At 54.8% G+C, this 26,525-nt stretch carries 20 protein-coding genes and 2 tRNA genes; 13 read left to right on the forward strand and 9 right to left on the reverse strand.

Annotated features, from left to right (window positions below; genetic code table 11):
* The first annotated feature begins 2 nt into the window (after positions 1-2).
* Positions 3-1,772 (forward strand): SulP family inorganic anion transporter, encoded by a 1,770-nt coding sequence (locus tag ABHF33_RS04835; protein WP_348945887.1) that lies wholly within the window; start codon positions 3-5, stop codon positions 1,770-1,772.
* A gap of 43 nt (positions 1,773-1,815) precedes the next feature.
* On the opposite strand, the gene ABHF33_RS04840 is transcribed toward ABHF33_RS04835, so the two are convergent.
* On the reverse strand, positions 1,816-2,286 hold the full coding sequence (locus ABHF33_RS04840; protein WP_348945888.1) for a multidrug/biocide efflux PACE transporter: 471 nt from the start codon (positions 2,284-2,286) through the stop codon (positions 1,816-1,818).
* A gap of 121 nt (positions 2,287-2,407) precedes the next feature.
* On the opposite strand from ABHF33_RS04840, the gene ABHF33_RS04845 reads away from it, so the two are divergent.
* Positions 2,408-3,280 (forward strand): LysR family transcriptional regulator, encoded by an 873-nt coding sequence (locus ABHF33_RS04845; protein ID WP_348945889.1) that lies wholly within the window; start codon positions 2,408-2,410, stop codon positions 3,278-3,280.
* Positions 3,281-3,718: 438 nt separating this feature from the next.
* On the opposite strand, the gene ABHF33_RS04850 is transcribed toward ABHF33_RS04845, so the two are convergent.
* Entirely contained in the window at positions 3,719-5,401 is a 1,683-nt protein-coding gene (locus tag ABHF33_RS04850) for a serine/threonine-protein kinase (protein ID WP_348945890.1), read from the reverse strand.
* A gap of 212 nt (positions 5,402-5,613) precedes the next feature.
* On the opposite strand from ABHF33_RS04850, the gene ABHF33_RS04855 reads away from it, so the two are divergent.
* Complete coding sequence (locus ABHF33_RS04855; protein WP_348945891.1) at positions 5,614-7,233, forward strand: NAD+ synthase; 1,620 nt, start codon at positions 5,614-5,616, stop codon at positions 7,231-7,233.
* A 324-nt stretch (positions 7,234-7,557) separates the two neighbouring features.
* Positions 7,558-9,399: a GGDEF domain-containing protein gene (locus ABHF33_RS04860; RefSeq protein WP_348945892.1), complete on the forward strand. Its 1,842-nt coding sequence runs from the start codon at positions 7,558-7,560 to the stop codon at positions 9,397-9,399.
* Positions 9,400-9,485: 86 nt separating this feature from the next.
* Here ABHF33_RS04860 and ABHF33_RS04865 read toward each other — a convergent pair whose 3' ends face one another.
* Positions 9,486-10,607 carry a GGDEF domain-containing response regulator gene (locus ABHF33_RS04865; protein WP_348945893.1) on the reverse strand — a complete coding sequence of 374 codons (1,122 nt, stop codon included), beginning with the start codon at positions 10,605-10,607 and terminating at the stop codon, positions 9,486-9,488.
* A 164-nt stretch (positions 10,608-10,771) separates the two neighbouring features.
* Between ABHF33_RS04865 and ABHF33_RS04870 the strand changes: the two genes are divergently transcribed.
* Positions 10,772-11,128, forward strand: coding sequence for a hypothetical protein (locus tag ABHF33_RS04870; protein ID WP_348945894.1), 357 nt, complete (start codon positions 10,772-10,774; stop codon positions 11,126-11,128).
* 269 nt (positions 11,129-11,397) lie between these two features.
* On the opposite strand, the gene rpsT is transcribed toward ABHF33_RS04870, so the two are convergent.
* Complete coding sequence (gene rpsT, locus ABHF33_RS04875; RefSeq protein ID WP_157669404.1) at positions 11,398-11,661, reverse strand: 30S ribosomal protein S20; 264 nt, start codon at positions 11,659-11,661, stop codon at positions 11,398-11,400.
* A 158-nt stretch (positions 11,662-11,819) separates the two neighbouring features.
* Here rpsT and murJ point away from each other — a divergent pair, with 158 nt between their 5' ends.
* The 4 genes from murJ to ABHF33_RS04895 all read left to right on the forward strand — a co-directional run bounded on the left by murJ (position 11,820) and on the right by ABHF33_RS04895 (position 18,686).
* Complete coding sequence (gene murJ, locus ABHF33_RS04880) at positions 11,820-13,355, forward strand: murein biosynthesis integral membrane protein MurJ (RefSeq protein WP_348945895.1); 1,536 nt, start codon at positions 11,820-11,822, stop codon at positions 13,353-13,355.
* A gap of 107 nt (positions 13,356-13,462) precedes the next feature.
* Positions 13,463-14,203: an NADPH-dependent oxidoreductase gene (locus ABHF33_RS04885; RefSeq protein WP_348945896.1), complete on the forward strand. Its 741-nt coding sequence runs from the start codon at positions 13,463-13,465 to the stop codon at positions 14,201-14,203.
* 271 nt (positions 14,204-14,474) lie between these two features.
* The gene (locus ABHF33_RS04890; RefSeq protein WP_348945897.1) at positions 14,475-15,677 is read left to right on the forward strand and encodes an amino acid aminotransferase; all 1,203 of its coding nucleotides are present in this window, start codon (positions 14,475-14,477) and stop codon (positions 15,675-15,677) included.
* Positions 15,678-15,770: 93 nt separating this feature from the next.
* Complete coding sequence (locus ABHF33_RS04895; protein WP_348945898.1) at positions 15,771-18,686, forward strand: HD domain-containing phosphohydrolase; 2,916 nt, start codon at positions 15,771-15,773, stop codon at positions 18,684-18,686.
* A gap of 55 nt (positions 18,687-18,741) precedes the next feature.
* On the opposite strand, the gene ABHF33_RS04900 is transcribed toward ABHF33_RS04895, so the two are convergent.
* From ABHF33_RS04900 to ABHF33_RS04910, 3 genes are all read right to left on the reverse strand, one after another.
* Positions 18,742-19,281, reverse strand: coding sequence for a hypothetical protein (locus ABHF33_RS04900; RefSeq protein WP_348945899.1), 540 nt, complete (start codon positions 19,279-19,281; stop codon positions 18,742-18,744).
* 124 nt (positions 19,282-19,405) lie between these two features.
* Positions 19,406-19,481 (reverse strand) — tRNA-Asn (locus ABHF33_RS04905).
* Positions 19,482-19,543: 62 nt separating this feature from the next.
* Positions 19,544-19,619, reverse strand: a tRNA-Asn gene (locus ABHF33_RS04910).
* On the opposite strand from ABHF33_RS04910, the gene ABHF33_RS04915 reads away from it, so the two are divergent.
* The 3 genes from ABHF33_RS04915 to ABHF33_RS04925 all read left to right on the forward strand — a co-directional run bounded on the left by ABHF33_RS04915 (position 19,593) and on the right by ABHF33_RS04925 (position 22,919).
* Complete coding sequence (locus ABHF33_RS04915; protein ID WP_348945900.1) at positions 19,593-20,984, forward strand: hypothetical protein; 1,392 nt, start codon at positions 19,593-19,595, stop codon at positions 20,982-20,984. The two genes, ABHF33_RS04910 and ABHF33_RS04915, sit on opposite strands and share 27 nt — an antisense overlap.
* 77 nt (positions 20,985-21,061) lie before the next feature.
* Positions 21,062-22,081: a YgfZ/GcvT domain-containing protein gene (locus tag ABHF33_RS04920; protein ID WP_348945901.1), complete on the forward strand. Its 1,020-nt coding sequence runs from the start codon at positions 21,062-21,064 to the stop codon at positions 22,079-22,081.
* Positions 22,082-22,130: 49 nt separating this feature from the next.
* On the forward strand, positions 22,131-22,919 hold the full coding sequence (locus ABHF33_RS04925; RefSeq protein ID WP_348945902.1) for an enoyl-ACP reductase FabI: 789 nt from the start codon (positions 22,131-22,133) through the stop codon (positions 22,917-22,919).
* Between the two features lie 77 nt (positions 22,920-22,996).
* Here ABHF33_RS04925 and fliD read toward each other — a convergent pair whose 3' ends face one another.
* Positions 22,997-24,448, reverse strand: coding sequence for a flagellar filament capping protein FliD (gene fliD, locus ABHF33_RS04930; RefSeq protein ID WP_348945903.1), 1,452 nt, complete (start codon positions 24,446-24,448; stop codon positions 22,997-22,999).
* Positions 24,449-24,562: 114 nt separating this feature from the next.
* Between fliD and ABHF33_RS04935 the strand changes: the two genes are divergently transcribed.
* Positions 24,563-25,324, forward strand: coding sequence for a class II glutamine amidotransferase (locus ABHF33_RS04935; protein WP_348945904.1), 762 nt, complete (start codon positions 24,563-24,565; stop codon positions 25,322-25,324).
* A gap of 48 nt (positions 25,325-25,372) precedes the next feature.
* Here ABHF33_RS04935 and ABHF33_RS04940 read toward each other — a convergent pair whose 3' ends face one another.
* Entirely contained in the window at positions 25,373-26,452 is a 1,080-nt protein-coding gene (locus ABHF33_RS04940; RefSeq protein ID WP_348945905.1) for a hypothetical protein, read from the reverse strand.
* Between the last annotated feature and the right edge of the window lie 73 nt (positions 26,453-26,525).

The raw sequence follows: 26,525 nt of genomic DNA on the forward strand, positions 1-26,525 counted from the left end.
CAATGGCGAAACCATCGGCAATCGCCGCAAGCAGGCAAATGCTTCGGCTGCTATTGCTTCAATCGGGGCTGGCCAAAATCCGCCGCGAATATCTGGCCGACGATCTGGGCGCAGGGATCAGCGTCTGCGTGGTGCTGATTCCGGCCTGCGTGGCCTACGCCGATCTGGCTGGCATGCCAGCCCAGTATGGTCTGTATACGGCGCTGGCCGGCATGCTGGTGTACGCCCTGCTGGGCAGCTCGCGCCATCTGATTGTCGGGCCGGATGCCGCGCTCGCCTTGCTGGTGGCGGCGGCCATTACACCGCTGGCCAATGGCAATCCGGCGCAATACCTGATGCTCAGCAGCGTACTGACGCTGCTGGTGGGCGTGCTGATGCTGATTGCGGCCAAGGCCAGGTTGGGCGCGATGGCCGATTTGCTGTCCAAACCGGTACTGCTCGGTTTTATGAATGGCGCAGCGCTGATTTTGATTGCCAGCCAGCTGGGCAAATGGACCGGGCTCAGCCTGCACGAAACGGCTTTTTTCCCGCGTGTACTCGAGTTAATCACCCGCCATGAACAGATCCACGCCACCAGCCTGATTATCGGCCTGCTTTCCATCCTGTTTCTGGCCCTGCTGCGCGAGCTGCAGCCCAAGCTACCTGCGGCGATTTTACTGTTTATCGTGGCCATTGGCGGCGCGTATCTGCTCAATATTGCCGAGCATGGCGTGGCGCTACTGGGTGATTTGCCCAAGGGGCTGCCCGATCTGGCCTGGCCAGCACTCAGCCTGAACCAGATCACCACACTATTGCCCGCCGCAGCCGGTATTGCCTTGCTGGCGATGCCCGAAGGCATTTTGCTGGCCCGCGCTTTTGCACAAAAAAATCACTATGAAATTGCCCCCAATCGTGAGCTGATGGCGCTGGGGCTGGCCAATGTGGCAGCCAGCCTGTGGCAGGGGTTTGCGCTGGGCGCCAGCCAATCGCGCACGGCAATCAACGACGCGGCTGGCGGCAAATCGGTGATGTCCGGCCTGTTTGCCGCCCTGCTCTTGCTGCTGTTTCTGCTTTTTTTGTCCGGCTCCTTGCGCTATCTGCCGGTGACCACACTGTCGGCGCTGCTGATTTTTGCCGGGCTAAACCTGATCGAGGTGCGCACCTGGGTCGAGATGTACCGGCTTGATCGCACTGCGGCGATTTTCTCGCTGATCACCACCGCAGGCGTGCTGATTGTGGGGGTATTGCCAGGTATCATCGTTGGCATCTTGCTTTCACTGGCATACCTCATACAGTTTATGGCGCGCCCCTTTGATGCCGTGCTGTGCTCGGTGGCTGGTCGCAAGGGCTTTCATGATGTGGCTGAGGCGCATTTAAGCGGCGAATCGCGCTATCTGCAAGGCCTGCTGGTTTACCGCTTTTATGCGCCGCTGCTGTTTGCCAATAGCAGCTATTTTGTTGACCGCATCAGCCAGCTGGTGGCCGAAGACGGCGACACGCGCTGGGTGCTGGTTGACGCGCAAGCTATCACTTTTCTCGACGTTACCGCCGCCGAGCAGCTACTGACGCTCAATCGCCTGCTGGAAGAAGCGGGCATTGATCTGAAGTTTGCCCGCTGCAACCGCCCGCTGCGCGAGGCGTTTGACCGCTACGGCGTCACCAGCGCACTGGGTGCCGACAGCTTTTTTGCCCACGTGCACGATGCACTGGCTCAATACAAGCTGCTCCACCCTGATGTTGCCCCCGAGCCGGTCAGCATGTCGTGGAATGGTGTTGATCGCCGCCTGGGCTAGTCAGCAGACCTTTAGGTTGAAAGCGTGTTCACAATCTAGCGGGCTAGGCCGGGCAAACGCGGCGGAAATACATGCGACGCAGCGTGTCGTAGCCCCAGTTGAACAAATAGGTATAGGGCAGGAAAAACAGAAAAAAGCCAATATCCATCGCCAGCGCATGCCACAGGCTTAAATCCATCCACCACATCGTCAGCGGCAGAGCCATCAGGATAAAGCCGCCTTCAAACAGCAAGGCGTGCAAAGCGCGGATGGGCGGCGTGCGCTGCCAGCCACGCAGGCGTTCCAGTTTTTCAAACAGAAAGTTGAATACCGCGTTCCACAGCATGGCAATACTGGCCAGAATCACCGCCAGCACGCCCACGTGCGCCATGCTCGAACCCATCAACCAGGCGGCCAGCGGCGTGACCAGAATCACGCCGCCCACTTCAAACAGCAGCGCGTGGGCGGCGCGCTCAAGCCAGGTTTTTTCCGGGAGCGATAAGAGGGTATCGGACTGATGAGTCGTGTTCAGCAAGAGGGTCTTCCTGTACGAGTTAAACGGATGCAGCGATTATCCAGCAAAGAACCGATAGAACTAAATTAGCTTCCATCGGATAATCCGATACATCAGTTCACAACACAGCGGGAACGCCGCCATGTTCAATTCAATCGACGCACTGAATGCCTTTGTACACGCCGCCCAGCTGGGCTCATTTTCCGCCGCAGCCCGGCATCTGGGCAAAAGCCAGTCCACCATTAGCGAAGCCATCAGCCAGCTGGAAATCGACGCCGGTCTGCAGCTCTTTGATCGCAGCTCGCGCCAGCCCAGCCTGACTCCGGCGGGCACCCGCCTGCTCAGCCACGCCCGGCACGTACTCAATAGCCACGCCGATTTGACGCATCAGGCGCGTTCGCTGCAAGCCGGGCTAGAAGCACAGCTCAGTATTGTGCTGTCCGATACCTTCCAGTCGTTGGAATTTGAAGCGCTGCTGAGCGAATTTGCCAGCGCATTTCCGCTTTTGCGGCTGGAATGCTTGGTGGGCGAAGATCAGGATGTGCTGGCCTTGCTGCGCAGCGGTCGCGCGCAGCTGGGGCTGATCAGGGCGCTGGAATCGGACGAAGCCGATGTCTGCCGCCACCCACTGCCCGGCCGCACCGAAATTGCCATTTATGTCGGCCAGCAACATCCACTAGCCAGCGCAGGCACGATCAGCAGTGCCGAGCTGGCTGCGCATCGCGAGCTCAAACTCAGCAGCTATAGCGAAACCATGCCCAGCACGCACAGCCCGCGCTGCTGGCTGGCACCAAGCTATCTGATGCTGCTGGAAATGACTTTGCGCGATTTTGGCTGGGCAGCGCTACCGAGCTGGCTGGTGCAGATGTTCGGGCAGAACCGGCTGGTGATGCTCGACGTTCCCACCTGGCCACGCGCCGTCCACGTCGATCTGGTGTGGCTTCGCCAAGCCCAACTCGGCCCGGCCGCCTGCTGGCTGATCGAGCAAATCAAGGCGACCCAACATCAACGGTGATGTTCTCAATGCGTGTTGATCGTTTTAGCGCCTTCGGCGCGATGTTTTACAGTCGCAATCCGCGACGGGGACTCACTTTCTTTGCTTCGCCAAAGAAAGTAAGCAAAGAAAAGCGCCCCCCGCCTGCGGCCCTCCGGGCTACCCTCGGTCGGTCGAGAGCCAAACGGTAAAGCTGTTTGTCTCGCTCCACTCCCTCGGCGATGGGCGAGAGGGGTTTCAAGCCCCAGATCCAGCAGCGCAGCTCAGATCAGATCAGCACGTATTGAGAAAATTACCCCACTAATAAGGGTATATATCTACAGATAAATTTTAATGAAGCCTACAGCCATATACCCATAGGATTTAGATCCAAAATCCTAATCGTCGGCCAAAGATTCAACATTATTGATCAAATGAAATTGATCAGATCAAAGCAGCAAAGCACGTGCCAACTAGATTCTAACGTGCGCCTCGATGTTCAGGCATGGGCGCAGCAGTTGGGCACACTGCGCGGCCGCGAATACAGTCAAAGACGCCTTTAACACCAGTGCCCAATTGCTCGCCCGCCTTGCTCAGATGGCTGCCAATGCCGGATAGGCCGCCCTCGTCATCTAGTGTAGGCGGAGTATCGGCGGCGGGTGGCTGGGCCGGTCGGGTTGCAACTTTTTGCGTGCTGCTACGCTCGCCCGGCGGCTGCGCGGTTGCTTCGACAGGAGCCTGCTCCTGCCATTGCGGCGGAGCGCTGGCCTGGGCGATCTCATTCAAGCCATCGGCAGCCATTTTTGCCAGCGTTTGCGCACGCTCTTGCTGCTCCATCTGCAAATCAGCGCCCTGCGCTATCCATTGCCTGACTGGCTCAACCGCCTCGCCCTCGACGCTAATCTGCGTCTGGGCAAATTCGATTTGTAGCTGATCTGACTGCGGCCAGACCAGCCAGAGCACAGCGCCCAGACTGGTTAGCGAAACCACGACCTGAGCGACGCGCGGCAAGGCCATAAAGTGCTGTTTGCCAGCCAGCGCGGTGCTCTGCAATCGGGGCTTCATCCACTGCCAGCCACGCTGTAATCTGGCCCACAGCAGCGGTGTCCAGCGTTGCATTAGCGCGGCCATCGTCTGGCTGGCACGCCAGCACCAGCGAGCCAGCCAGGCCGTTAGCCGCACCCCATGCTGCCAGAGCCAGGCTAGCAAGTTACCGGTTTGCACCAGCCAGGGCAGAACAGGGGAAGAGGGTGAAGCTGCTGGCGAAGCAGAATCGGGCTGTGATCCGCCTATCCCTCCCTCGAGAGTCAGCGTGGACTCATCCGCCAGCCTAGCCTCACTCACCGGGCCATTGGCCCCCGCCAGCAAGGCCGCCAGCGCCTCGTCGGCATGGGCAAAACGCGCTTCGGGGTGGCGCGCCAGACAGCGCATAATCAGCTCGGACAAGGCCCGTGGCACTTCGGCTCGCAACTCGTGCGGCGGTGGCGGATTGCTGTGCAAAACCTGATACACGATATTCATCGTGGTTTCGCCGTCAAACGGCGCATTGCCCGTCAGGCATTGATACAGCACGACGCCCGCCGAATACAGATCGGCACGGCCGTCGAGTTTCTTGCCCGCCAGCTGCTCGGGCGACATATAGCGTGGCGAGCCCAGTACGGTGCCGGTACGCGTCAGATCACTGGCTGGCATCTGGGCAATGCCAAAATCGGTGATTTTAAGCCGCCCCTCGCGGGTTAGCATCAGATTGGCAGGCTTGATGTCGCGGTGAATGACTTTATGCCGGTGCGCGTGCCCCAGCGCGGCAAACATCTGGCGCGCAATGCTGATCACTTGTCGGATCGACAAAGGGCCGCGCTTTTCCAGCATGTCCTTGAGCGTAACGCCTTGCACCAGCTCCATGGCCAGATACGGCTTGTTGCGCCACTGGCCACAATCATAAACGGTGATAATGCCGGGGTGATTGAGCCGCGCCGCCGAGCGGGCCTCCTGCAGCAGCCGCGCGGCATAATCGGCCGCTTCATGGCTCGCCAGATTGACCTGTACCAGCTTGAGCGCCACATCGCGCTCCAGCCTTTCGTCCCGCGCACGAAAGACCACGCCCATCGCGCCTTGCCCAAGGCGGGATTGCAACTGGTAATGCGCGATTTTTGGCTGGCTCATGGCAAAAAATATCGGGAAATCAATCGGTTCGCATTGTACCGTGCCGACTCGCCGCAGCGCAGCACTAATCCCCCGAAGGTGATCTTGCCCACAGACAAAGCGCGGGATTGTTGAGCCGGGTCAGCCCGTGCCTACGCTGCCATCAGCCAGAGCCGCTGCCACAACGTCATTCTGGGGTAAAATGGCGGTTTTATCTTTGCGTGAATGCCGCCATGAAAATCGCCCTCGCCCAGATCAACCCGATTGTTGGTGACCTTGCCGGTAATACCGAGCTGATTTTCGCTGCAGCCCGCGAAGCAATCGCTGCCGGTGCTGATATTTTGCTCACGCCAGAGCTGGCGCTAACCGGCTATCCACCGGAAGATCTGCTGCTGCGTCCGGCTTTTCTCAAGCAATGCAAACAGATGCTGGCGCGCTTTATCGACGAGCTCGACGGCATTACGCTGATCGTCGGCCACCCCAGCGGCGTAGCGGGCGATGAAGTATTCAACTCGGCCAGCGTGATTCGCGACGGCAATGTGCTGGGTCGCTACGATAAATTGCTGCTGCCTAATAATGCGGTTTTCGACGAAGTTCGCTACTTTACGCCCGGTTTTTCGCCCTTTGTTTTCGAGCAGAACGGCGTGCAGGTTGGCATCGCGATTTGCGAAGACATCTGGGATACCGAGCCCGCCGCCGCCGCACGCGATGAAGGCGCAGAGATTTTGCTGGTGCTCAACGCCTCGCCTTTCCATCAGGCCAAGCAGGAAACCCGCCGCGAAGTGGCGCGCCAACGCGTTGAAGAAAACGGCATTCCGCTGGTGTATTGCAACTTGGTCGGCGGCCAGGACGAGCTGGTGTTCGATGGCCATTCATTCGCGCTCAATAAATCGGGCGAGCTGGCGCTGCAATTACCGGCGTTTAGCAATCAGATTACCTGCTGCGAGTATATCAATGGAGACCTTGCTCAGTCTGACATAGCAGCCGATCCCCCCATAGAAGAAAGCATTTACGGCGCGCTGGTGCAGGGCGTGAAGGACTATATCGGCAAAAACCGCTTCCCCGGTATTTTATTGGGGCTGTCGGGCGGGATTGATTCGGCGCTGACGCTGGCGATTGCCGTCGATGCGCTTGGCGCCGAGCGTTGCCACGCGGTGATGATGCCGTCGCGCTATACCGCCGATATTTCAGTCACCGACTCGCGCGCGATGATTGATATTCTGGGCTGCAAATATTCCGAAATCGAAATCTGGCCTATGTACGAAGCCATGATGGCGGGTCTGGCCGATGAATTTGCTGGCCGCGAAATGGACACGACCGAAGAGAATCTGCAGAGCCGTATCCGGGGTATGCTGCTGATGTCTCTATCCAATAAAACTGGAAAATTGGTTTTAACGACTGGTAATAAATCCGAAATGACGACGGGCTACGCGACGCTGTACGGCGATATGGCCGGCGGCTTTGCGGTGCTCAAAGACGTCGCCAAAACGATGGTGTATCGCCTGTCGAACTGGCGCAATCAGCAAGCGATCGCCAACGGTCAACCCGCCCCCATCCCCGAGCGCATTATCACGCGCCCACCGTCAGCCGAGCTGCGCCCCGACCAGAAAGACCAAGATAGCCTGCCGGAATACGAGGTGCTCGATGCGATTTTGGCCGCCTATGTGGAAGAAAACCTCAGCATCGCCGACATTATCGCCCGCGGCTACGCTGAGGCCGATGTGAATAAAGTGGTGCGGCTACTGAAAATCAACGAATACAAGCGCCGCCAAGCGCCGGTGGGGCCACGGATTACCGAGCGCTCGTTCGGTAAAGACTGGCGTATGCCGATCACGCAGCGTTTTAGCCTGTAAATCGCCAGACCAAAGTGCCTGCACTTTCTTGGGTCGCTTGGTTGCACTACTTGCACTCTCTTTGGCTTCACCGCCTTTCGACAAGTGCACGACGAGCTGGCCTTGCGCCAAAATGTTTGGCCTGCTCCTTAAACAGACTGGTTTGTAACAAGACACAGGCCGCCCCCATTCCGGGCGGCTTTTTTCATGCGCAATTTTCTTTTGCAAACTAAATACTTAAGTCGCCTACAGCCACCACAGGTAGCGACTTTTCATCTTGCCGTAACATAAATGCAATCTTGCACTGATACCTTACAAGACTTATCGCACCACCGACATACTGGTATGCCATCCGAAAATCTTCCCGAACAGCAAGCCGAGCAAGTGCTGAGCATCATCCAGACGCAAGCACTGAGCGCCCTATTCCAGCCTATTGCCGCGCTGAGCGAAGGGCAGGCTTTTGGCTTTGAAGGCTTGATACGGGGGCCAGAACATCACCCGCTGCATTCGCCGATACAGCTGTTTCAAGCCGCCGAACGATGTGGCCTGCTGGCTGAGCTGGACCAGGCTTGCTGCAAAACAATTTTGCGCGCCTTTGTCGAGCGCCAGCTGCCCGGTCGCCTGTTTCTGAATGTGTGTCCCGGCAGCCTGATAGAGGCCGATTTGCGTGCCGCCGCCACGCTCGATTATCTGGCTGAGCTGGGCCTAGCGCCGCAGCGCATAGTGATCGAGCTAACCGAAAGCCAGGCGATTCGTGATTACGCCCTGCTATCGCGTGCGGTGGCGCATTACCGGCAAATGGGCTTCAAGATTGCGCTGGACGACCTAGGCGAGGGCTTTTCCGGGCTCAGGCTGTGGTCGGAACTCAAGCCGGATTTTGTCAAAATCGACAAATATTTTATCCACGGGATTGATCAGGACGCGCAAAAGCGGCAATTTGTCCGCTCAATCCAGCAAATTGCACTCAATACCCACACCACGGTGATCGCCGAGGGGATTGAAACGCGTGGAGAGCTGAAAGTGGTCAACCGCACCGGCATCAAGCTGGCGCAGGGTTTTCTGCTTGGCCGTCCGGCAGTGCAGCCCGATACCGCACTAAAGCTGCCGCGCCTGCCTCTCGATTACAGCAGCGAGCAGGCCAGCACCACCGCGCTATCGTTGCTACAGGAAGTGAGTGCGGTGTCACCGCACGATAGCCATGACGTGGTGTGGCAACGCTTTCGCTCCCAGCCCGAGCTGCTGGCCCTGCCGGTAGTCGAGCAGAACAAGGCCATCGGGCTGATCAAACGCAATGCCATTTTCGAGCTGTTTGCCCGCCCCTATAGCCGGGAGCTGTTTGGCGGGCGCAGCTGCAGCCTGCATATGGACGCCCAGCCCCTGATTGTTGAGCACGCCATGAGCCTGACCGAGCTGGCGCGGCTGATGACTTCGTGCGAGCGCCGCCAGCTGGACGACGGTTTTATCATTACCGAGGAGGGGCGGTATCTGGGCATGGGCACCGGGCGCGACCTGATTCGCGCCATGACCGAGCTGCAGCTGGCTGCCGCGCGCCACGCCAACCCGCTGACCGGCTTGCCGGGCAATGTGCCGATTCAGGACGCCATGAGCCAGCTGCTGGCCGCGCAGCACGACTTTACCGTGGTCTACGCCGATCTGGATCATTTCAAACCCTATAACGACGTATATGGCTACGCGCGTGGTGACGAATTACTGCAGTGCCTAGGGCAATTAATGCAGGATCATTTTGACGCCGGGCTCGATTTTGTCGGCCATATTGGCGGGGATGACTTTATCCTGCTGCTGCGCAGCCCGGATTGGCAACAACGCTGCGAGCAATTGCTGGCCGATTTCAAACTGCGGATTGCGGCGTTCTTTAATGAAGAGGATAGACAAAGCGGCAGCTATGTTGCTCCTAATCGGCAGGGGCAATTGCAAGCCCACCCGCTGGTATCGCTCTCGCTGGGCGCGGCGCATATCGTGGCCAAGTGGTATAAAAGTCACCATGAAGTGGCCAGCATCGCCAGCAGCGCCAAGAGCATGGCCAAGCGCGAAAGCGGCAACGCGCTGTTTATTGAGCGACGCATTCCCAATCCGATTGAAACTGGAAAGGTATATGCAGCAAAGCCAATATCAATCAAATCTACAGAGCAATACCCCAAGCAAAACAATGCAGAACTGAATAGCTAAAAACACAAACCCGGCCTCATCGTGCCGGGTTTGTCATCATGCCTGCTGCGCAAGCAAGAGAGCGTGAAGACTTTGGTCTTGCCTCGCTATTGCTGCAACGCATCAAGGGCGGATAAATCCCAGCCCAGATTCAAATCCTGATTGGCCAGCGCCAACAAGGGTTTGAGATTATTCATCAACGCAGCCAGATGCGGGCGCAGTTCTTCTTCGCGCCCTTTATGCAACATCACCAGCGCCTCGGAAATCAGCGGCGTCGGCACCTGCACACTGGCCGCATCAGGCATAAAGACATGATTATCCATCGGCTGCGCAAACAGGCGATCTTGCAGCACCGCCAGAATTCGCTCGGCCGAATGCACATCGTCATGCCATGAATTGGCCACCGCGACCGATGAGGTAACGCGCAATTGCTCGCTGCGGAAATTAACCCGCGCATTGGCAATCGTCTGGCGCAAGCGCTCGGCGACCACCCTAGCCTCAATCAGCGGCGTGGCTGGCGAGACCACGGCAAACATCGAATCATTCAAATGTGCCAGCGTGTCTTCTTTGCGCAAACGGGCTTCGATCAGCTTGGCCAGCATGCCCAGCAGTTGACCATACACCCGCTCGCCCAGTTTTTGCTGCAAAGCCTGGCCGTGGTTCACCTCCAGCAGCATGACGGTCACTTCGCTATTGTGCCGCAGGGCAAACGCCATCGCCTGCTCCAGCTGCAGATTGAGCAAGTGCGAGCTGCCCACGCCGGTGAGCGCGTCCGTGGTGCTGGTTTGTACCTGCACCGAGCGCGATTCGGCCAGCTCACGCCGGGTTTCTGCCAGCTCAAGATTGGCCTTCACTCGCGCCTGCATTTCGGTTTTATCGGTAGATTTGGTCACAAAATCATTCGCGCCGCACTCCACACAGCGCAATTTGGTCGCCTCATCTTCTTCACCGGAAATAATAATCACCGGCAAAAAATGCAAGCGTGGCTCACCCGAAGCACGAACGCGCGCGAGCAAACCCAGCCCATCCAGCTCGGGCATCGTCAGGTCGGACAGCAGCAGATTAATGCTGTCGTCACTCATCAGGCGACGCCAGCCTGCTTCACCGTCGGCCTCTTCGACCAGATCATACATTTCGGAAAGATGTTTCTTGATGGTTGCCCGCACGATCCGAGAATCATCAACAACCAGAATTTTAGGACGGCTGACCAGCTCGGTATTCTCGTTCATAAGATTCAGTCTATGCTTTAAACGTATTAACTAGCCTAGCATAATGAGCCGCAAAACGTGTGAATCAGCGGCGCTACTTGTGCAATATCACTAGACATTACCCGGCATGGCGTGTAAAAAACAAGCATTCTTGCGACATTGTCCTCTCGATCAAGGTCAATCCGATGGCTAGCACCTACCGCTTACAAATTGGCTTGTCTCCACTCTCGCCCCCCGAAGCCGAAGTGGCGCTAGCCACGATCCGCCGCATCTGGTGCATGCCATCATGGGTGCGCAAACAGCCCTTGGGCGATGGTGTTCTATTGCTTGAAGTGCGCCACGAAGCAGCGCTCAAGCCCGGCGAGAGTGCCGACTGGTTTGTTGAACGCATGGCCGCTGCACTCTGGCAGGATGTAGGACGTTTTGTCCGCATTATGATCGACATCGCCCCGCACGAAGCGCCTGATGGTCGAGTATTTATTCTGGAAGAAGCGTCTTACTGGCGCATCATGGAAAGCTTTCGCCTCTCGCATCCGCATTAATTGAAATATCAAAGACCTCAGATACAAGTTTTTCAATTCCTACGCAACAAGCGAGTTTCTATGAAACACCCACTCGCGCAGCGAGGCTCCCTCTCAGGGAGAGGGCGGGGGGAGTGGGTATAAAACATCAGCCTGCGAATCAAACAGCCTAATCATCTAGGGCTCGGCTATGCCGAGACCTGCCTCGCATCAGAATCCATGGCTCCGCAGGCGACAGGCGACAAAAAAGCCCACTAAAAAGTGGGCTTTTTTGCGATTCGGGCAAAAACTTAAGCCATTGCTTTGATAGCAGCAGCCAGGCGGCTCTTATGACGAGCAGCCTTGTTTTTGTGGAAAATCTTTTTGTCAGCGATACGGTCGATCGTGCTAACCGCTTGCTGGTAAACAGTAGCTGCTGCAGCTTTGTCGCCAGCTGCGATCGCTTTCAGTACCTTTTTAACTGCAGTGCGAAACTCTGAACGCTGAGCGCCATTGTGTTCACGTGCTGCGGTAGCTTGACGAGCGCGTTTGCGTGCTTGTGCTGTATTTGCCATGTTGTAATGCTCCTAGTAGGTGTAACGGGTCTACTGCTTGGCCGGAGACACGGACTTTCGGCAGCACACACAACCCTAGAAAGCCGACGATTTTATTCGTTCTTCACGGCAAGCGCAAGAGCGGCGTATCATTCGCCCCCATAGGGTGAGGAAACACGATGAATTTATTAAAAGCAGTGGCAGCTGTCAGCTCAATGACCTTGGTTTCACGGGTGCTGGGCTTTGCGCGCGATGCCATCATGGCGCGGATTTTTGGCGCAAGCGTGGCAACCGATGCATTCAATGTTGCGTTCAAATTGCCCAATCTTTTAAGGCGTATCTTTGCCGAGGGCGCATTCAGCCAGGCTTTCGTGCCAATACTGGCTGAATATAAAAACAAGCAGGGCGATGAGGCTGCGCGCGAATTCATCGCTGACGTGTCCGGTATGCTGACACTGATTCTGGCCATCGTCACCGTGATTGGCGTCATTGCCGCACCATCGGTGATCTGGATTTCTGCGCCGGGCTTTGCCAGAAACCCCGACAAATTTGCGCTGACCACTGATCTGCTGCGCATTACCTTTCCGTACATCTTGCTGATTTCGCTCTCGTCCTTGGCTGGCGCAGTACTTAATACGTGGAATAAATTTTCGGTTCCAGCCTTTGTGCCTACATTGCTGAATGTTTCATTCATTATTTTTGCGCTATTTTTAACCCCCTACTTTGATCCGCCGATTATGGCGATGGCCGTTGCCGTCGTCGTCGGCGGCGTGGCGCAATTGGCTTACCAGCTGCCGCATTTGCGCAAAATCGGCATGCTGTCCCGGCCAAAACTCAACTTTCAAAACGTCGGAATGTGGCGCGTGATCAAGCAGATGGGGCCAGCTATTCTGGGCGTTTCAGTCAGCCAGATTTCACTGATTATTAATACTATTTTTGCCTCCTTCCTGATTTCCGGTTCGGTATCGTGGATGTACTACGCCGATCGTTTGATGGAGTTTCCCACTGGCTTGCTCGGTGTGGCTTTAGGTACCATTTTGCTACCGTCGCTTTCCAAAACCTACGCCAACGACGATACCGCCGAATATTCTCGTCTGCTCGACTGGGGTTTGCGTCTGGCGCTGCTACTGGCAATTCCTTCCGCAGTCGCACTGGCGCTGATTGCCGAACCGCTGACTGTGGCGATGTTTCAGTACGGCAAATTTACCGCCCACGATGCGGCCATGACGCAACAAGCCTTGAGTGCCTATGCCGTCGGTCTGGTTGGGCTAATTCTGATCAAGATTCTCGCGCCCGGCTTTTATGCGCGGCAAAACATTAAAACACCAGTCAAAATCGCGCTATTTACGCTGGCGGTCACGCAGCTATTTAATCTATTGTTGATCGGTCACTTCAAACACGCCGGTTTGGCATTGGCCATTAGTCTGGGTGCGCTGACCAATGCGGGCTTGCTGTTTTATCAGCTACGCAAGCAGCAAATCTTTACCCCCCAGGCAGGCTGGCTGATTTTCATGTTTAAACTGCTAATCGCTGTGGGTATCATGGCCGCCGCACTCTTTGGCTTGATGCAATGGATGCCCGATTGGTCACAAGGCAATATGCTGATGCGGCTATTACGCCTTGCTGGCCTGGTCTTAGTCGGCGTCGTGGCCTACTTTGCAACGCTGGGATTACTGGGTTTCCGCCCTCGCGATTTTTCACGGCGTAGCGTTTAAAACTGCAACCACATCGTCAAGCTGATGATGTGGTTTTTTTACACTTGCAAACTAGACGACTGGTCTAATAAAATCGCCACTATCAATTCAAGCCACTGGAAATCATCATGAACGACACTCTCAAGCTGATGCACCAGCATCGCAGCATCCGCAGCTTTCAAGACCAAACAATCAGCGCTGCAACACTGGACGCCATTCTGGATGCCGCCTACAAAGGCCCAACGTCGATCAATGGGCAACAAGTTTCGCTGGTGGTCACGCAAGACGCCGCCCGCCGCGCGCAAATTGCCGAGATTGCCGGTGGCCAGCCGTGGATTGCACAAGCGCCAGTTTTTCTCACCGTGGTAATCGACTTTTATAAAACCGAGCAGGCGCTCGCCAAAGCGGGCAAGACGCAGCTGATTCATGAAAGTGTCGAAGGTTTTGCCGTTGGCGCAGTCGATGCCGGTATTGCCCTGGGCAATCTGATGACTGCGGCGCGCTCAGCCGGTTTGGGCGTCGTACCGATCGGGGGTATTCGACGTCATCCACAAGCCATAATTGATTTGCTGCAACTGCCGGCCAAAACATTCCCGATTGCCGGGCTCGCACTGGGCCATATCCAGCACGATAGCCCGCTAAAACCACGCCTACCACGGGCCAGTTTTGTGCACCACGAACAGTATCAAAGCGCCGATTTGCGCCAGCATATTGACGCTTATGATGAAACGCTGGCGCAATTCTGGCAAAGCATCGGGCGTGACGACGGTAAAATCTGGTCAGAAAATACCGCCCAAGTTTATCAAAGCATTTACTTTCCCGAAGTGGCTCCGACCGCAATGGCGCAGGGTTTCAAGTTTAGCGCGTAATTAAAGTCAGCCCGGGGCGCTGGCGAATGCCAGCGCCTCAAAATACCCTCAATGGTATATCTACCTAGGCAATGATTAACAATACCTACAAGCCCATACCCCCTAGTTAAAATCATGCCAATACGCGCTTGAGCCATCAAGCTGCGACGCAAAAACGGACTGCAGCGTAAGGTGCGCAGTCGTGCTAAAATCGACGCCGATCTTTTCCCCAAACCGCGGCAACCGCATGCACAGGCCTTTGCCCGGATACACTCAATTGATGGAGCATAGGATGACATCCTCGATTTTCGCCGCCGTAGAAATGGCACCTCGCGACCCGATTCTGGGCCTGAACGAAGCGTTTAATGCCGACACCCGCAGCACCAAAGTGAATTTGGGCGTAGGCGTTTACTACAACGACGAAGGCAAGATTCCTTTGCTCGCCGCGGTGAAAGAAGCGGAAAAAGCGCGTCTGGCAGCTCAGCCACCCCGCGGCTACCAAGCCATTGAAGGCAACCCAGCTTACAACGCCGGCGTGCAAAACCTGCTGTTCGGCGCAGAGAGCGAATTGATCGCTGCGGGTCGCGTTGTAACGGCTCAAGCTCTGGGCGGCACCGGCGCACTGAAAATCGGCGGCGACTTCCTGCAACGCCTGAACCCGAATGCAACCGTTTACATCAGCAACCCAAGCTGGGAAAACCACCGCGCGATTTTTGAATCGGCTGGCTTCAAAGTAGGCGATTATCCATACTACGACGCAAGCACTCGCGGCGTTGATTTCGCTGCAATGAAAGCCTTTTTGCTGGGTCTGGAAGCGGGCTCGGTCATCATTCTGCACGCTTGCTGCCACAACCCAACTGGCGCGGATATGTCTGACGCACAATGGGGCGAAGTGGTTGAAGCATGCCGCGAGCGTGGTCTGGTGCCATTCCTCGATATGGCTTACCAAGGTTTTGCTGAAGGCATCGATGCTGACTCAGTGGCGGTTAAAGCATTCGCAGCGTCTGGCCTGCAATTCTTTATCTCTAGCTCGTTCTCAAAAAGCTTCTCTTTGTACGGCGAACGCGTAGGTGCGCTGTCAATCATCACTTCAAGCAAAGAAGAATCTGGCCGCGTATTGAGCCAGCTGAAACGCGTCATCCGCACCAACTACTCTAACCCACCGATCCACGGCGGCGCAGTCGTTGCTGCAGTGTTGGCGAGCCCGGAATTGCGCGCAATGTGGGAAGAAGAACTCGGCGGCATGCGTGTTCGCATCCGCGCAATGCGCTCTGGTTTGGTAGAAAAACTGGCTGCGCGCGGCGTGGCGCAAGACTTCTCATTCGTAACGCAACAGCGCGGCATGTTCTCATACACTGGCCTAACTGCTGATCAAGTTGAAAAACTGCGCGCAGAATACGGCATTTACGCCGTATCAACTGGCCGCATCTGCCTGGCGGCGCTGAACGTGAACAACATCGACTACGTAGCGGATTCGATCGCGAAAGTGCTGTAATTTCCGGCTCTGCAACCATTTGCCCCAAAGCCCGCCTTGTGCGGGCTTTTTTGTTTCTATACTGATTTGGCATACACCTTAGCGGTCACCATCATGCCATTCAGCAATCGCAATATTCCCCTGCACTTGCATATTTCCTACCTGTTCATCGGCCTGATATTGGCTTTTGCACTGCTGGTGGGCATCGTGTTGTTTGGCAAAATGAGCAAGGAAGCACTGGATGCGACCAACCAGCGCTATGAAATGATCGGCAAAATGGCCGCCACCAGCGTGCTCGGCGTTTATCAGCCGACCAAAACATTTGTCGAAATTTTTGCCCATCATCGCATCACACGAGCCAGCACGCTGGAAGAACGCGTAGAAAGCCTGAGGTATCTAACTACAGCCCTTGATAGTATTGAGCCAGCGATCTCTACCTACATAGGGTATGAGAGTGGCGAGTTTTTTATGGTCAGAAAATGGCAGGAAAGCCCACTGCTCAGACAAAAGCTCAATCCACCCGCCAAAACGAGCTGGGTGATTCAGAGCGTCAACCTGCGGGGCAATATCATGCAGGGCGAATATCGCTACTACGACGGGCAGCTCAATGAGCTGGAACGCCGCATCGATCCAGACTACCAGTTCGACCCCCGCCCGCGTCCGTGGTATGTCAGCGGCTGGCAATCCCCCGATAGCGCAATTGCCACTGATCCGTATTATTTTGCGACCAGCGAAACAGTCGGCTTGAGCTATTCAAAAAAAGCAGCAGGTGAAAAAGCAGTCGTGGCGATGGATATCCAGATGACGCGCATCCAGCAAGCGCTGCAGCAAAAAATCACGCCCAATAGCCGCCTAGCACTGATCAACCCGCAAGAAGAAATCTTGTGTTGGCAGCTGGGGCAATCAATTAGCGGCATCCCCAAACTGCGCAAAAATGCCGACGGCAGCATGTCACTGCCCACCGTCAGCAATCAGGATGCGCGCGAACTCAAAGCCCTGCTGGCAGCTGAAGCCAACTACAGCCAGCACCCAGCTCCGCTGGATATTCATGGCGAAGAATGGCAAGGCTATATTGCCCGGATCGATATTCCCGGTGGCTCTCCACTACGCTTGCTGATTACATCGCCCCGGGCCGAGTTGCTCGAAACGGTCACCGCATCGCGTAATCAGGCCATGTTGATTTTTACCATCTTGCTATTAGCTGGCCTGGTGGCAGCGCTCAAATTTTCGCGCATGGCATCACAGCCATTGAAAGAGCTGAGTGAAGAAGCACAAAAAATAGAACAATTTGATTTTGAGTCCCCCATTGAAATGAAGTCGCGCATTACCGAGGTACTGGACCTAGCGCATGCCATGAACAATATGAAATCAACAATCAATTCATTTCTGGATTTATCCACCAGCCTGGCTTCCGAGACCAACTTTGAACGCCTGCTTGAACGCGTGCTTAACGAGCTCTCGGATATCGCCGGTGCCAAAGGAGGGGCGATTTATCTGCCAGAAACCAATCCTCAATTACTCAAGGCCAAATTGGCCGTGATGGATGGCAGCCAGCTTGATATGGGCGAGCAAGCACTGATAATGCTTGATCACGATGAAACCGTGATCGCCCGGGCCGCCCGCAACGGCACCGTAATTGATCAGCTGGCGCCAGCAACATTACAGCAACTGCTTGGCTCGCACCCTGAGCTGAACAGCACCAATACAGCTATTACTGTTCCACTGAAAGATCGCAACAAAACACTGGTCGGCGTTATTCTCCTGCTGCTTCCAAACGGCAAAGTGGATACCGGGCGACAAGCCTTGATTGAGGCCATTTCTGGCAACGCTGCCGTCGCCATTGAAAATCAGCGCCTGATTCTGGAGCAAAAAACGCTGCTTGAAGCCTTTATCCAGCTGATTGCCGGGGCGATTGACGCCAAAAGTGCCTATACCGGCGGCCACTGCCAACGGGTTCCCGAATTAACCAAAATGCTGGCCCAAGCGGCTTGCGAACAAAAAGAAGGTCCGTATGCGACTTTTGAGTTGAATGAAAATGAATGGGAAGAACTGCATATCGCCGCATGGCTACACGACTGTGGCAAGGTAACAACGCCAGAATACGTCGTCGACAAGGCCAGCAAGCTGGAAACTTTGTACGACCGTATCCACGAAATTCGCATGCGCTTTGAAGTTTTAAAAAGAGACGCAATCATTGAATACTGGCAGGCCCTCTCGGCAGGCGGTGAAGAAAACAGCCTTGCAGCCCAACGCGATGCACAATTGACCAGCCTGGATGAAGATTTTGCCTTCGTTGCCGCGTGCAATGAAGGGGGCGAATATATGGCTGCGGAAAAAATCTGCCGCCTGCAGCAAATCGCCGGCAAAACCTGGCTGCGTACCCTATCAGACCGGATCGGCATCGCCCACGAAGAAAAAGAGCGCAAAGAACGCAGCCCGGAACCAGCCCTGCCAACGCTGGAGCCATTATTGGCCGACAAAGCCGAGCACTTGATTACTCGTAGTACCAAAGAGCAAATGCCAGCAAGTAACCCTTGGGGTTTCAAAGTCAAAGTGCCCGAATATCTCTATAACCGGGGCGAGCTTTACAATTTATGCGTCACCCGCGGCACGCTATCGGAAGAGGAGCGCTATAAGATCAATGAGCACATCATCCAGACCATTATCATGCTGGAAAAACTCCCCTTCCCCCGACATCTATCGCGCGTTCCCGAGATCGCCGGTGGACACCATGAAAAAATGAACGGGACAGGCTACCCCAAACGCCTGCTTCGCGATGAAATGAGCATCCCGGCGCGCATGATGGCCATCGCCGATATTTTTGAAGCACTCACTGCCGTGGACAGACCTTATAAAAAAGGAAAACAGCTCTCGGAAACTATCCGGATCATGGCTGAAATGAAAAAAGGCCAGCATATTGATGCTGACCTTTTCTCGCTGTTTTTGCGCTCAGGCGTCTATCTGCAATACGCCCGGCGCTATATGAAACCCGAGCAAATCGATGAAGTTGATATCAAACAGTATTTATAAAAATATAAAGCATCCAAGCTCGCTATTGGCACATCTCACAGGGTACGGCGTGCGCCTAATGGGCTGCTCCGGGTGATTTTTTGGCTTTTTGCAAACATTCACGCCATTTTGTCGCCGTTGCTGCCGAGCTACCATCAACCACACAATCTCCAGCCTTCAAACGCAGATAATCAACCCCAGCATCCCCCGAACCTGCCACTTCGGACTCACTTTGACCTGCGGCAGCCGGAGTGCTTTTCTCCACCGATTCGGCCTTGCGCTCCAGACTTTTTATTTTGCTTTCCAGATCCGAAACATGATCCTGCTTGGCACGCAGATCGATTTTAAGTTCTTTCAGCTCTTTATCCAGTTCTTCATTGCGCTCCAAAACACCGGAAAGGCTATCTTTGAGCTTCCCGATCTGCTCCAGATAGAATTTTTTCTCAAAATGGCGCTTGGCCATGCCAATAGCAACGCCGGCGAGCAAAGAAAAAAGCAAAGAGATCACTACTGCCGCAATAATCAGATGAAGACGATATTGCACCAATAAATTAGGGCGGGATTGCGGCGGTTCATCAACAGGGGAAGGCGTAGCAGCTACGGCATCATCCGACATACTCAACTCCATCACAGCAGATATAAAATAGGAGTTAGCATAATCGCGACAACAGCAAAGTACAAAAAAGAATAGTTTGCTGTGGAAAAGAAAAAAGGCTAGCTTGACAGCTAGCCTTTTTATTTGGCTCCCCGACCTGGGCTCGAACCAGGGACACACGGATTAACAGTCCGTTGCTCTACCAACTGAGCTATCGGGGAATTGATCTTTACAATCAAATCATTTAAGTTAGTAAGAATTAAAAACTTAAATATGGTAACTTTGGCTCCCCGACCTGGGCTCGAACCAGGGACACACGGATTAACAGTCCGTTGCTCTACCAACTGAGCTATCGGGGAAGCGGTATGGGGCGTATAATAGACGCCCCTAGCTGTTCCGTCAAGAAAAACCGTATAAATTTATCGACGAAAATAAAACTCATGTCTAAAAATATTCTGATCGGCTTTCTAGCAAGCACGGGCGTTGTTGCTGCAGCCCCGCTTTTTTTTCCATACTCAATCTTCAAAATCGATGTGGAATCAAAGCTTTCCATGCTGTCGAATACCAAAGCGCAGATCGGAGAAATATCATTCAATTACAGCCCGCAGCCTGAATTTATTCTATCGAATGTCGTCCTTGATACGAGCGATACTGCCAGCATTGGCCAGATTTCAATTCCGCTAAGCACATACAATATACTCAACCTAGGCGACTCCATCCGCGATATCACCCTAGCAAAAGCCCAGTTTTCCCGTGCATTTGCCATTGACCTCCCCAACCGCTTGCTGCCCAAGGCAGGCTCTGGGCTAAAAATAGGCAGGATCAATCTGGCAGACACCTCAGTCAAGCTGGAAAAGGGATTAATTGGGCCAGTTGATGGACAATTGCGCTTCAAAGCCGATGGCAGTATTGATGATCTACTGATTACCTCCGATCAAGGCCGCGCAGAATTGCAAGTGCAGCCAGCAGAAGGTGATGCATTCAAAGTGCAATTGAACGCTAAAGGATGGCAACTGCCATTTGCTTATCCGGTACAGTTTGAATACCTCAAGCTCATTGGCACAGCCAACCGTGAAGGCATAGAGATAGCAGACATCCGGGCAGATTTGTACGGTGGCTTGGTCACGGGCAATGCCGTACTCAAATGGGATCAGGGCTGGAACCTGGCTGGGCAGCTGTTTAGCAAGAACATCCAGGCAGAACCATTTATTAAAGTATTCAGCAATGTCACCCGCGCCAGCGGCAGGATGAACGCCGATGCACAATTTCGCTATCAGGCGGCAAACTACAATACTTTATTTAAGCAACCACAAATCAGTGGCCGCTTTATTATCCAAGACGGCATGCTCAGCAATTTTGACTTGGTTACACCATTGAAATCTCAAAGCCCTAGCGTGCAAAGCAGAGGAGGGCAAACCAATTTCAACACCCTGTCCGGGGCTATTGCAATCAGCCACCAAAGTGTCCAGTTACGTCAGCTCTCACTGGATGCGGGCAAATTCCGCTCGCGAGGGGATATTGTTATCCGTGACAACAAAATTAGCGGCAATATTGCCTCGCAACTAGCGGCAGGCGCTGTCACAGCCAGCAATCAGCTGCAAGTGAGTGGTGCTTTAGATGCACCAGAGCTACGCAGCGGCGGCGCTTATCGCCCTTCAAACGAAGCAGCCCCAACCACTGAAACGGTTCAGCCAGAAACCCAGCCTGCCAGCTCGGGCGAATAATCTCGCTGCCGCGTCTCACAACGCGGAGCGTGATAAGATTGAGCGCACTTTATATTTCCAAACAGGAAGGCCTCAATATGACTTGGCTCGCTTCGATGGGCGCAATATTTTCAGCGACAAACCCGGCAATCATCACCTCGTTTGGCAATCCGGCCGCCGAGCTGCAAGCCTACACAGAACACACTGTGATTTGTCCACTGAGCCAGTTTGGCTTGATCCGCTTTAGCGGGGAAGAATCCCAGCCTTTCTTGCAAGGACAGCTATCTAGCGATATTCGCGCCTTGCAACGCGACCAGATTCAATTTTCGAGCTACTCAACGCCCAAAGGCCGCATGCAAGCGAGCTTTTATGTCATCCGCCGCGGCGATGATTATCTGTTGCAAATCGCCGCCGAAATCCAGCCAGCCATTCAGAAGCGCTTGTCAATGTTTATTTTGCGCAGCAAAACCAAAGCCAGCGATGCCAGCAGCGAGCTGGGCTTGCTGGGCGTAGCTGGCAAACACGCTAAATCCACCATGATTCAAGTATTCGGCCAGGCTCCCGAGTCAATGCAGCTGATTGAGCAAGATGGCGTCCAGCTCATCGGCCTACCCAATGAGCACTATCAGATCTTGCTCGAACAAAATCAGACTGAGGCCATCTGGAATAGGCTAGTGGCCGCAGGTGTCCAACCCGCGGGCGAACCGATCTGGCGTCTGAGCGAAATCCAGGCCGGATCACCATGGATCACGGCAGCAACTCAGGAGGAATTTGTACCGCAAATGGCAAATCTTGAGCTGATTGGCGGCGTGAGCTTTACCAAAGGTTGCTATCCGGGTCAGGAAATTGTGGCCCGAACTCAATACCTAGGCAAACTCAAACGCCGCACCTACCGCATGCACGTTGACAGCCTCGACGCCGCCGCAGGACAGGATGTATTTAGTGCAGAAATGAATGGTCAACCCAGTGGCAAAATCATGCTGGCAGCCCCGGCACCGCAAGGCGGCATGGAATTACTGGTCGTTGCCCAGATTGCCAGCCTTGAGCACGGCCTTCATCTAGGCGATGCAAATGGACCATTGCTGCACAACTTGGCACTCCCTTATGCCATGAATTGATATTTAAGCTTATAATCGCCCGATTGTTGATATTCGAGGACTATGCCCCATGGGGTTTCTCGCTAATAAAAAGATTTTGATTACTGGTCTTCTGTCTGATCGCTCAATCGCCTATGGCATTGCGCAAGCCTGTCACCGCGAAGGCGCTGAGCTGGCATTTACTTATGTCGGCGAAGACTTGAAAGATCGCGTAGTCAAGCTGGCGTCTCACTTCAACTCCAGCATTGTGCTGCCATGTGATGTGGCCAGCGATGAGCAGATTGGTGATTTGTTTGTCGAGCTGGCCAAACACTGGCCAAGCTTTGACGGCTTGGTTCATTCAATTGGCTTTGCACCACGCGATGCGCTTAAAGGTGATTACCTTGACGCGGTAACACGTGAAAACTTTGCGATTGCACACGACATCAGCTCGTACAGCTTTGCCGCCTTGGCCAAAGCTGCGCGTCCAATGCTGAATGAACGTGCTTCACTGGTCACGATGTCGTATCTGGGCGCAGAGCGCGCCATTCCAAACTACAACGTGATGGGTCTGGCCAAAGCCAGCCTAGAAGCGAATGTACGTTACATGGCCGCTTCCTTGGGCACCAGCAAAGAAATTCGTGTGAACGGCGTGTCGGCTGGCCCGATCAAGACTTTGGCGGCTGCAGGCATTGCCAACTTCGGCAAATTGCTGAAAGGTGCCGCCGATGCTACCCCAGCCAAGCGCAATGTCACGCAAGAAGAAGTCGGCAATGTCACAGCCTTCCTGCTCTCTGACTTGGCCTCTGGCATGACTGGCGAAATCTTGCACGTTGACGTGGGCTTCTTTATCGGCGCAGGCGCATTGGCTAGCGAATAAGCTTAGCGTTTACTCATAAAAAAGCCCGCTTCATTGCGGGCTTTTTTATTACCACCGTATGTATATGGCTGAACACCTTATCGGAATTGGGCTACCTGAAGATACTGTGATACCCCATACATTCCACGCCAACTAAATCCCGACTCGCCCGATTGCAGCAAGGAAAAACCAGCCCTACCCAGCAGCGAAGTAGCGGTTTGGCTAGCCGTATTGCTGCGTAATATTTGCAATGGGCTATTCAGTACTGCCAGTTCTTGTTGAGAGCTGGACACACTGCCCCCCAATTGATCTACAGCGTCGTTAAAGAGCTGGTTAACCGCATCAGTCCTCGCTAAGGCCTGCTGGCTCAGCCGAGTTTCATTCACCACCAGCTTGCCATCCTGCGCCGTCGTAATGCCAAGATCATTCAGCGACAAACGCTCATTGCCCAGGCCTGTGGCCAGATTATTCAGCACCCCCTCCAGCCGGTTGATTTCACGCCGCGCCAGACCCGATGCACCAGCACCATTTTCTGCAGCATTGACCGCGTTTAATTGCTCCCGCGCCTGATTGACCCGCCCTATCAGCTGGGAAATATTCTTGCCCAACTGCGCGGCATCGCGGTTTAGCGTGACATTCGCCTCGCCGGTCTGCAACAAATCCAGCTGCAAATTGCTGGCGCTATCGCGCACACGATTGCTGGTACTGCGGATTTCCCGGCCATCAATCTGCACGCGCGCATCCTGTGCAACCCGGCTGGCGGCTGCCGCCTGATTGCTATCAATCGCCAGCGTGGCCAGATTACCCGTTGCAGTAGCCCCCTGATTGGTCTGGGCGGTAATGGTGAACGCCTGTGCCGCGCCCAACGCCGCACTCTCCAGCTGCAAGCGTGCGCCTGCAGCGTCTTCAATGGCACTCGCCTTCAAACCCGGCTGAGCCTGGCTGATTTTCCTTGCTACATCACCCAGCGTATCGCTGGCGGCAACGTCAATCGTGATGCGTGACTCTTCACGTTGCGATGTACCGCCTGCGCCCAGCGCGCCAAACTGAATAGTCAACCGTCCCTGCCCGACCAATTCATCCTTATTGGCCAAATTGCCACTCTGGCTTAACTGCCCTTGCGCCAATTGCTCAATCCGCACGTTTTGCAGCGCACGGGGCTCGCCGCCGCCAATGGCCTGAGCCTTCAGAATATCGGGTGCACTCGAGCTGGCTTGTAATGGATTTCGCGCTGCGGGTGCGGCCAGTGTTTTCAGCTCGGCATTCAAATTACTCATCGCCGACTGGACTCTAGCGGGCGTGGAGAGCGTGACCGAGGTGCTATCGGCGCGTTTTTGCTGAAAGTCAGTTGATAAACGATTGAACGAATCGGAATTATTCAGCCGCAGACTGGATGCGCCCAGCCTGTCCACCGCGCTGAGCTGGTAGATGCGATCCAGCAATTGGGATGACAAACCAGCAGACTGCGTGATTGAACCACGGCCATAAATTGCGTCTGCGCCGCCGTAGCGCGAGTAAAAATCTGTGCGGCCAGATATACTATTTAGCATGGGCATCACCTGCCAATGCTCACGGATATTTCCTACAAGACACAGGAAATCATCATCCAGAGCACCCTGCTTTATTTTACGCCATAACGTTTCAAAATCAATAGGTTATAGACCATGTGCCAATTACTCGGCATGAATTGCAATACCCCTACCGATATTATTTTTTCCTTTGAAGGTTTCCGGCGTCGTGGCGGGCTAACCGATGAGCATTCCGACGGCTGGGGGATTGCCTTTTTCGAAGATCAGGGCTGCCGGCTGTTTCTGGATTACCTCCCGTCAATCTCCAGCCCGGTGGCCGATCTGGTGCGGGCCTATCCGATCAAAAGCAAAAATGTGATCGCCCATATCCGCAAAGCGACACAAGGGCAGATCAATCTGGCCAATACCCATCCTTTTGGCCGCGAGCTATGGGGACAACACTGGATTTTTGCACATAACGGCAATTTAAATACACTACCCACGCTGGAAAACAGCCGCTTTTTGCCGGTCGGCAGCACCGATAGCGAGCTGGCATTTTGTTATTTGCTCAATCAGCTGGCGCTGCGCTTTTCGACCCAGCCCGACTTGCTCACGCTACGCGAGGCAATTGCGGGCTTGAGCGCCGAGCTGGCGCAACTAGGGACTTTCAATTTTCTGCTCTCCAACGGCCAAGCGCTCTTTGCCCACTGCAGCACCAAGCTGCACTATCTGGTACGGCAAGCGCCATTTAGCCACGCTCATTTAAGCGATACCGATCTGGCGGTGGATTTTTCCCGAGAAACAACCCCCAACGATAGAGTGGCGATGATTGCCACCGAACCACTGACCGATAATGAAAACTGGATCGCAATGCATAGTGGGCAGCTACTGATGTTTGTGGACGGCCAGACCACCTAGGGTATATGCGTAAAGGGCAATACCAAAAATAGCTACAGCCATATACCCCTAAGCAGCAAATTGATGCAGATTCAATAGGGCAAAAACCCGGTCGTCAAAATATTCACCTTTTTCATCCAGCTGGCGCAACATCGGCGCAAGCCGCTCCAGCGGTAGCTGATTGTGCGAAAAGCGATCGCGCACGGTTTTGAGGCTTTGCGCACGGGACGCCAGTTGCGCACGCCTGGCTTCCATTTCCTTGCGCTCACGCCGATGCCCCCCCAGCGACAGATTCAGCCAGAGGATCAAGGGCACCGCCAGCAGCCAGAGCTCCATCAGCAAACAGGCAATCGCCCCCATCGACAAACCCAGATACCAGACCTGATCGATGTGTTCGATCTCCGGAAACAGCACCGACATCGTCGGCCAGCGGCGCTTGAGCATGGAACGGATACGGCTATCATCGCCCGCGTCGCGCTTTTTGCGCGCCAGCGCAGCATCCAAGGCCAGACTGATGTACCACTGGGTGACAACGCGGCAATGCAGCCAATCCTGTTCCAGATATTGCTGCATTTTGTCGTGCAGCTGTGTACAAAAATCCTCACTCGACAAGGGCGGCACCGAGTCATCATAAGGATCTTTGATCGAATGCTGCACGGTCAAAGGATAACCGGCAATTTCAATCAACATCTGCCGCCGGGCACTCATCAACTCGGCAGGGATTTTCAAGTCCGGATCGTCAAGGCGGATATATTGCTGAATCAGCTGATCCAGCGGCTCGAATGGCGGATGCGTACCGGGGTGGGTACGCATTTCTTTGCGGATACGCTCCACTTCGGCCAGCACGGCACGGCCAGTGGGCGCTGCCTCGGGCACCCAAGGCATACGAACCAGCGTTTCAGCCTTGTACAAGGCTTCGTCATAATGCCTGAAGTAGGCTTCGTAATAAGCCGCCATTTCCTTGTCGTCGCGGCTGCTATCGCCCGACATCAGGGGTTTGGTCGGCGGAACACGACGCAGATCGGTGGCCAGACGGTTCGCCAACGATTCCAGTTCGGGGGCAACGCCAGCACGGGCAAAGATGGGATCAAGCTCGTGTCGCTTGTTCCGCCAATCTTCCAGCGTTTTCCAGATACTCCAATCGGCCACATTACTCTCCCTGTCTGGCCTCTATTTTAACGTTGAAGCCGCACAAAAGGAGAGTTATCGCCGCAAAGTGTGC

This window comes from Chitinibacter sp. FCG-7 (assembly GCF_040047665.1).
GTDB classification, from domain to species: domain Bacteria; phylum Pseudomonadota; class Gammaproteobacteria; order Burkholderiales; family Chitinibacteraceae; genus Chitinibacter; species Chitinibacter mangrovi.

Bases quoted from the DNA above. Each gene is read 5' to 3' on its own strand.
- ABHF33_RS04835 (WP_348945887.1), top strand. From the start codon at position 3: ATGGCGAAACCATCGGCAATCGCCGCAAGCAGGCAAATGCTTCGGCTG.
- ABHF33_RS04845 (WP_348945889.1), top strand. From the start codon at position 2,408: ATGTTCAATTCAATCGACGCACTGAATGCCTTTGTACACGCCGCCCAG.
- ABHF33_RS04850 (WP_348945890.1), bottom strand. From the start codon at position 5,401: ATGAGCCAGCCAAAAATCGCGCATTACCAGTTGCAATCCCGCCTTGGG.
- ABHF33_RS04855 (WP_348945891.1), top strand. From the start codon at position 5,614: ATGAAAATCGCCCTCGCCCAGATCAACCCGATTGTTGGTGACCTTGCC.
- ABHF33_RS04860 (WP_348945892.1), top strand. From the start codon at position 7,558: ATGCCATCCGAAAATCTTCCCGAACAGCAAGCCGAGCAAGTGCTGAGC.
- ABHF33_RS04865 (WP_348945893.1), bottom strand. From the start codon at position 10,607: ATGAACGAGAATACCGAGCTGGTCAGCCGTCCTAAAATTCTGGTTGTT.
- ABHF33_RS04870 (WP_348945894.1), top strand. From the start codon at position 10,772: ATGGCTAGCACCTACCGCTTACAAATTGGCTTGTCTCCACTCTCGCCC.
- rpsT (WP_157669404.1), bottom strand. From the start codon at position 11,661: ATGGCAAATACAGCACAAGCACGCAAACGCGCTCGTCAAGCTACCGCA.
- murJ (WP_348945895.1), top strand. From the start codon at position 11,820: ATGAATTTATTAAAAGCAGTGGCAGCTGTCAGCTCAATGACCTTGGTT.
- ABHF33_RS04885 (WP_348945896.1), top strand. From the start codon at position 13,463: ATGAACGACACTCTCAAGCTGATGCACCAGCATCGCAGCATCCGCAGC.
- ABHF33_RS04890 (WP_348945897.1), top strand. From the start codon at position 14,475: ATGACATCCTCGATTTTCGCCGCCGTAGAAATGGCACCTCGCGACCCG.
- ABHF33_RS04895 (WP_348945898.1), top strand. From the start codon at position 15,771: ATGCCATTCAGCAATCGCAATATTCCCCTGCACTTGCATATTTCCTAC.
- ABHF33_RS04900 (WP_348945899.1), bottom strand. From the start codon at position 19,281: ATGTCGGATGATGCCGTAGCTGCTACGCCTTCCCCTGTTGATGAACCG.
- ABHF33_RS04920 (WP_348945901.1), top strand. From the start codon at position 21,062: ATGACTTGGCTCGCTTCGATGGGCGCAATATTTTCAGCGACAAACCCG.
- ABHF33_RS04925 (WP_348945902.1), top strand. From the start codon at position 22,131: ATGGGGTTTCTCGCTAATAAAAAGATTTTGATTACTGGTCTTCTGTCT.
- fliD (WP_348945903.1), bottom strand. From the start codon at position 24,448: ATGCTAAATAGTATATCTGGCCGCACAGATTTTTACTCGCGCTACGGC.
- ABHF33_RS04935 (WP_348945904.1), top strand. From the start codon at position 24,563: ATGTGCCAATTACTCGGCATGAATTGCAATACCCCTACCGATATTATT.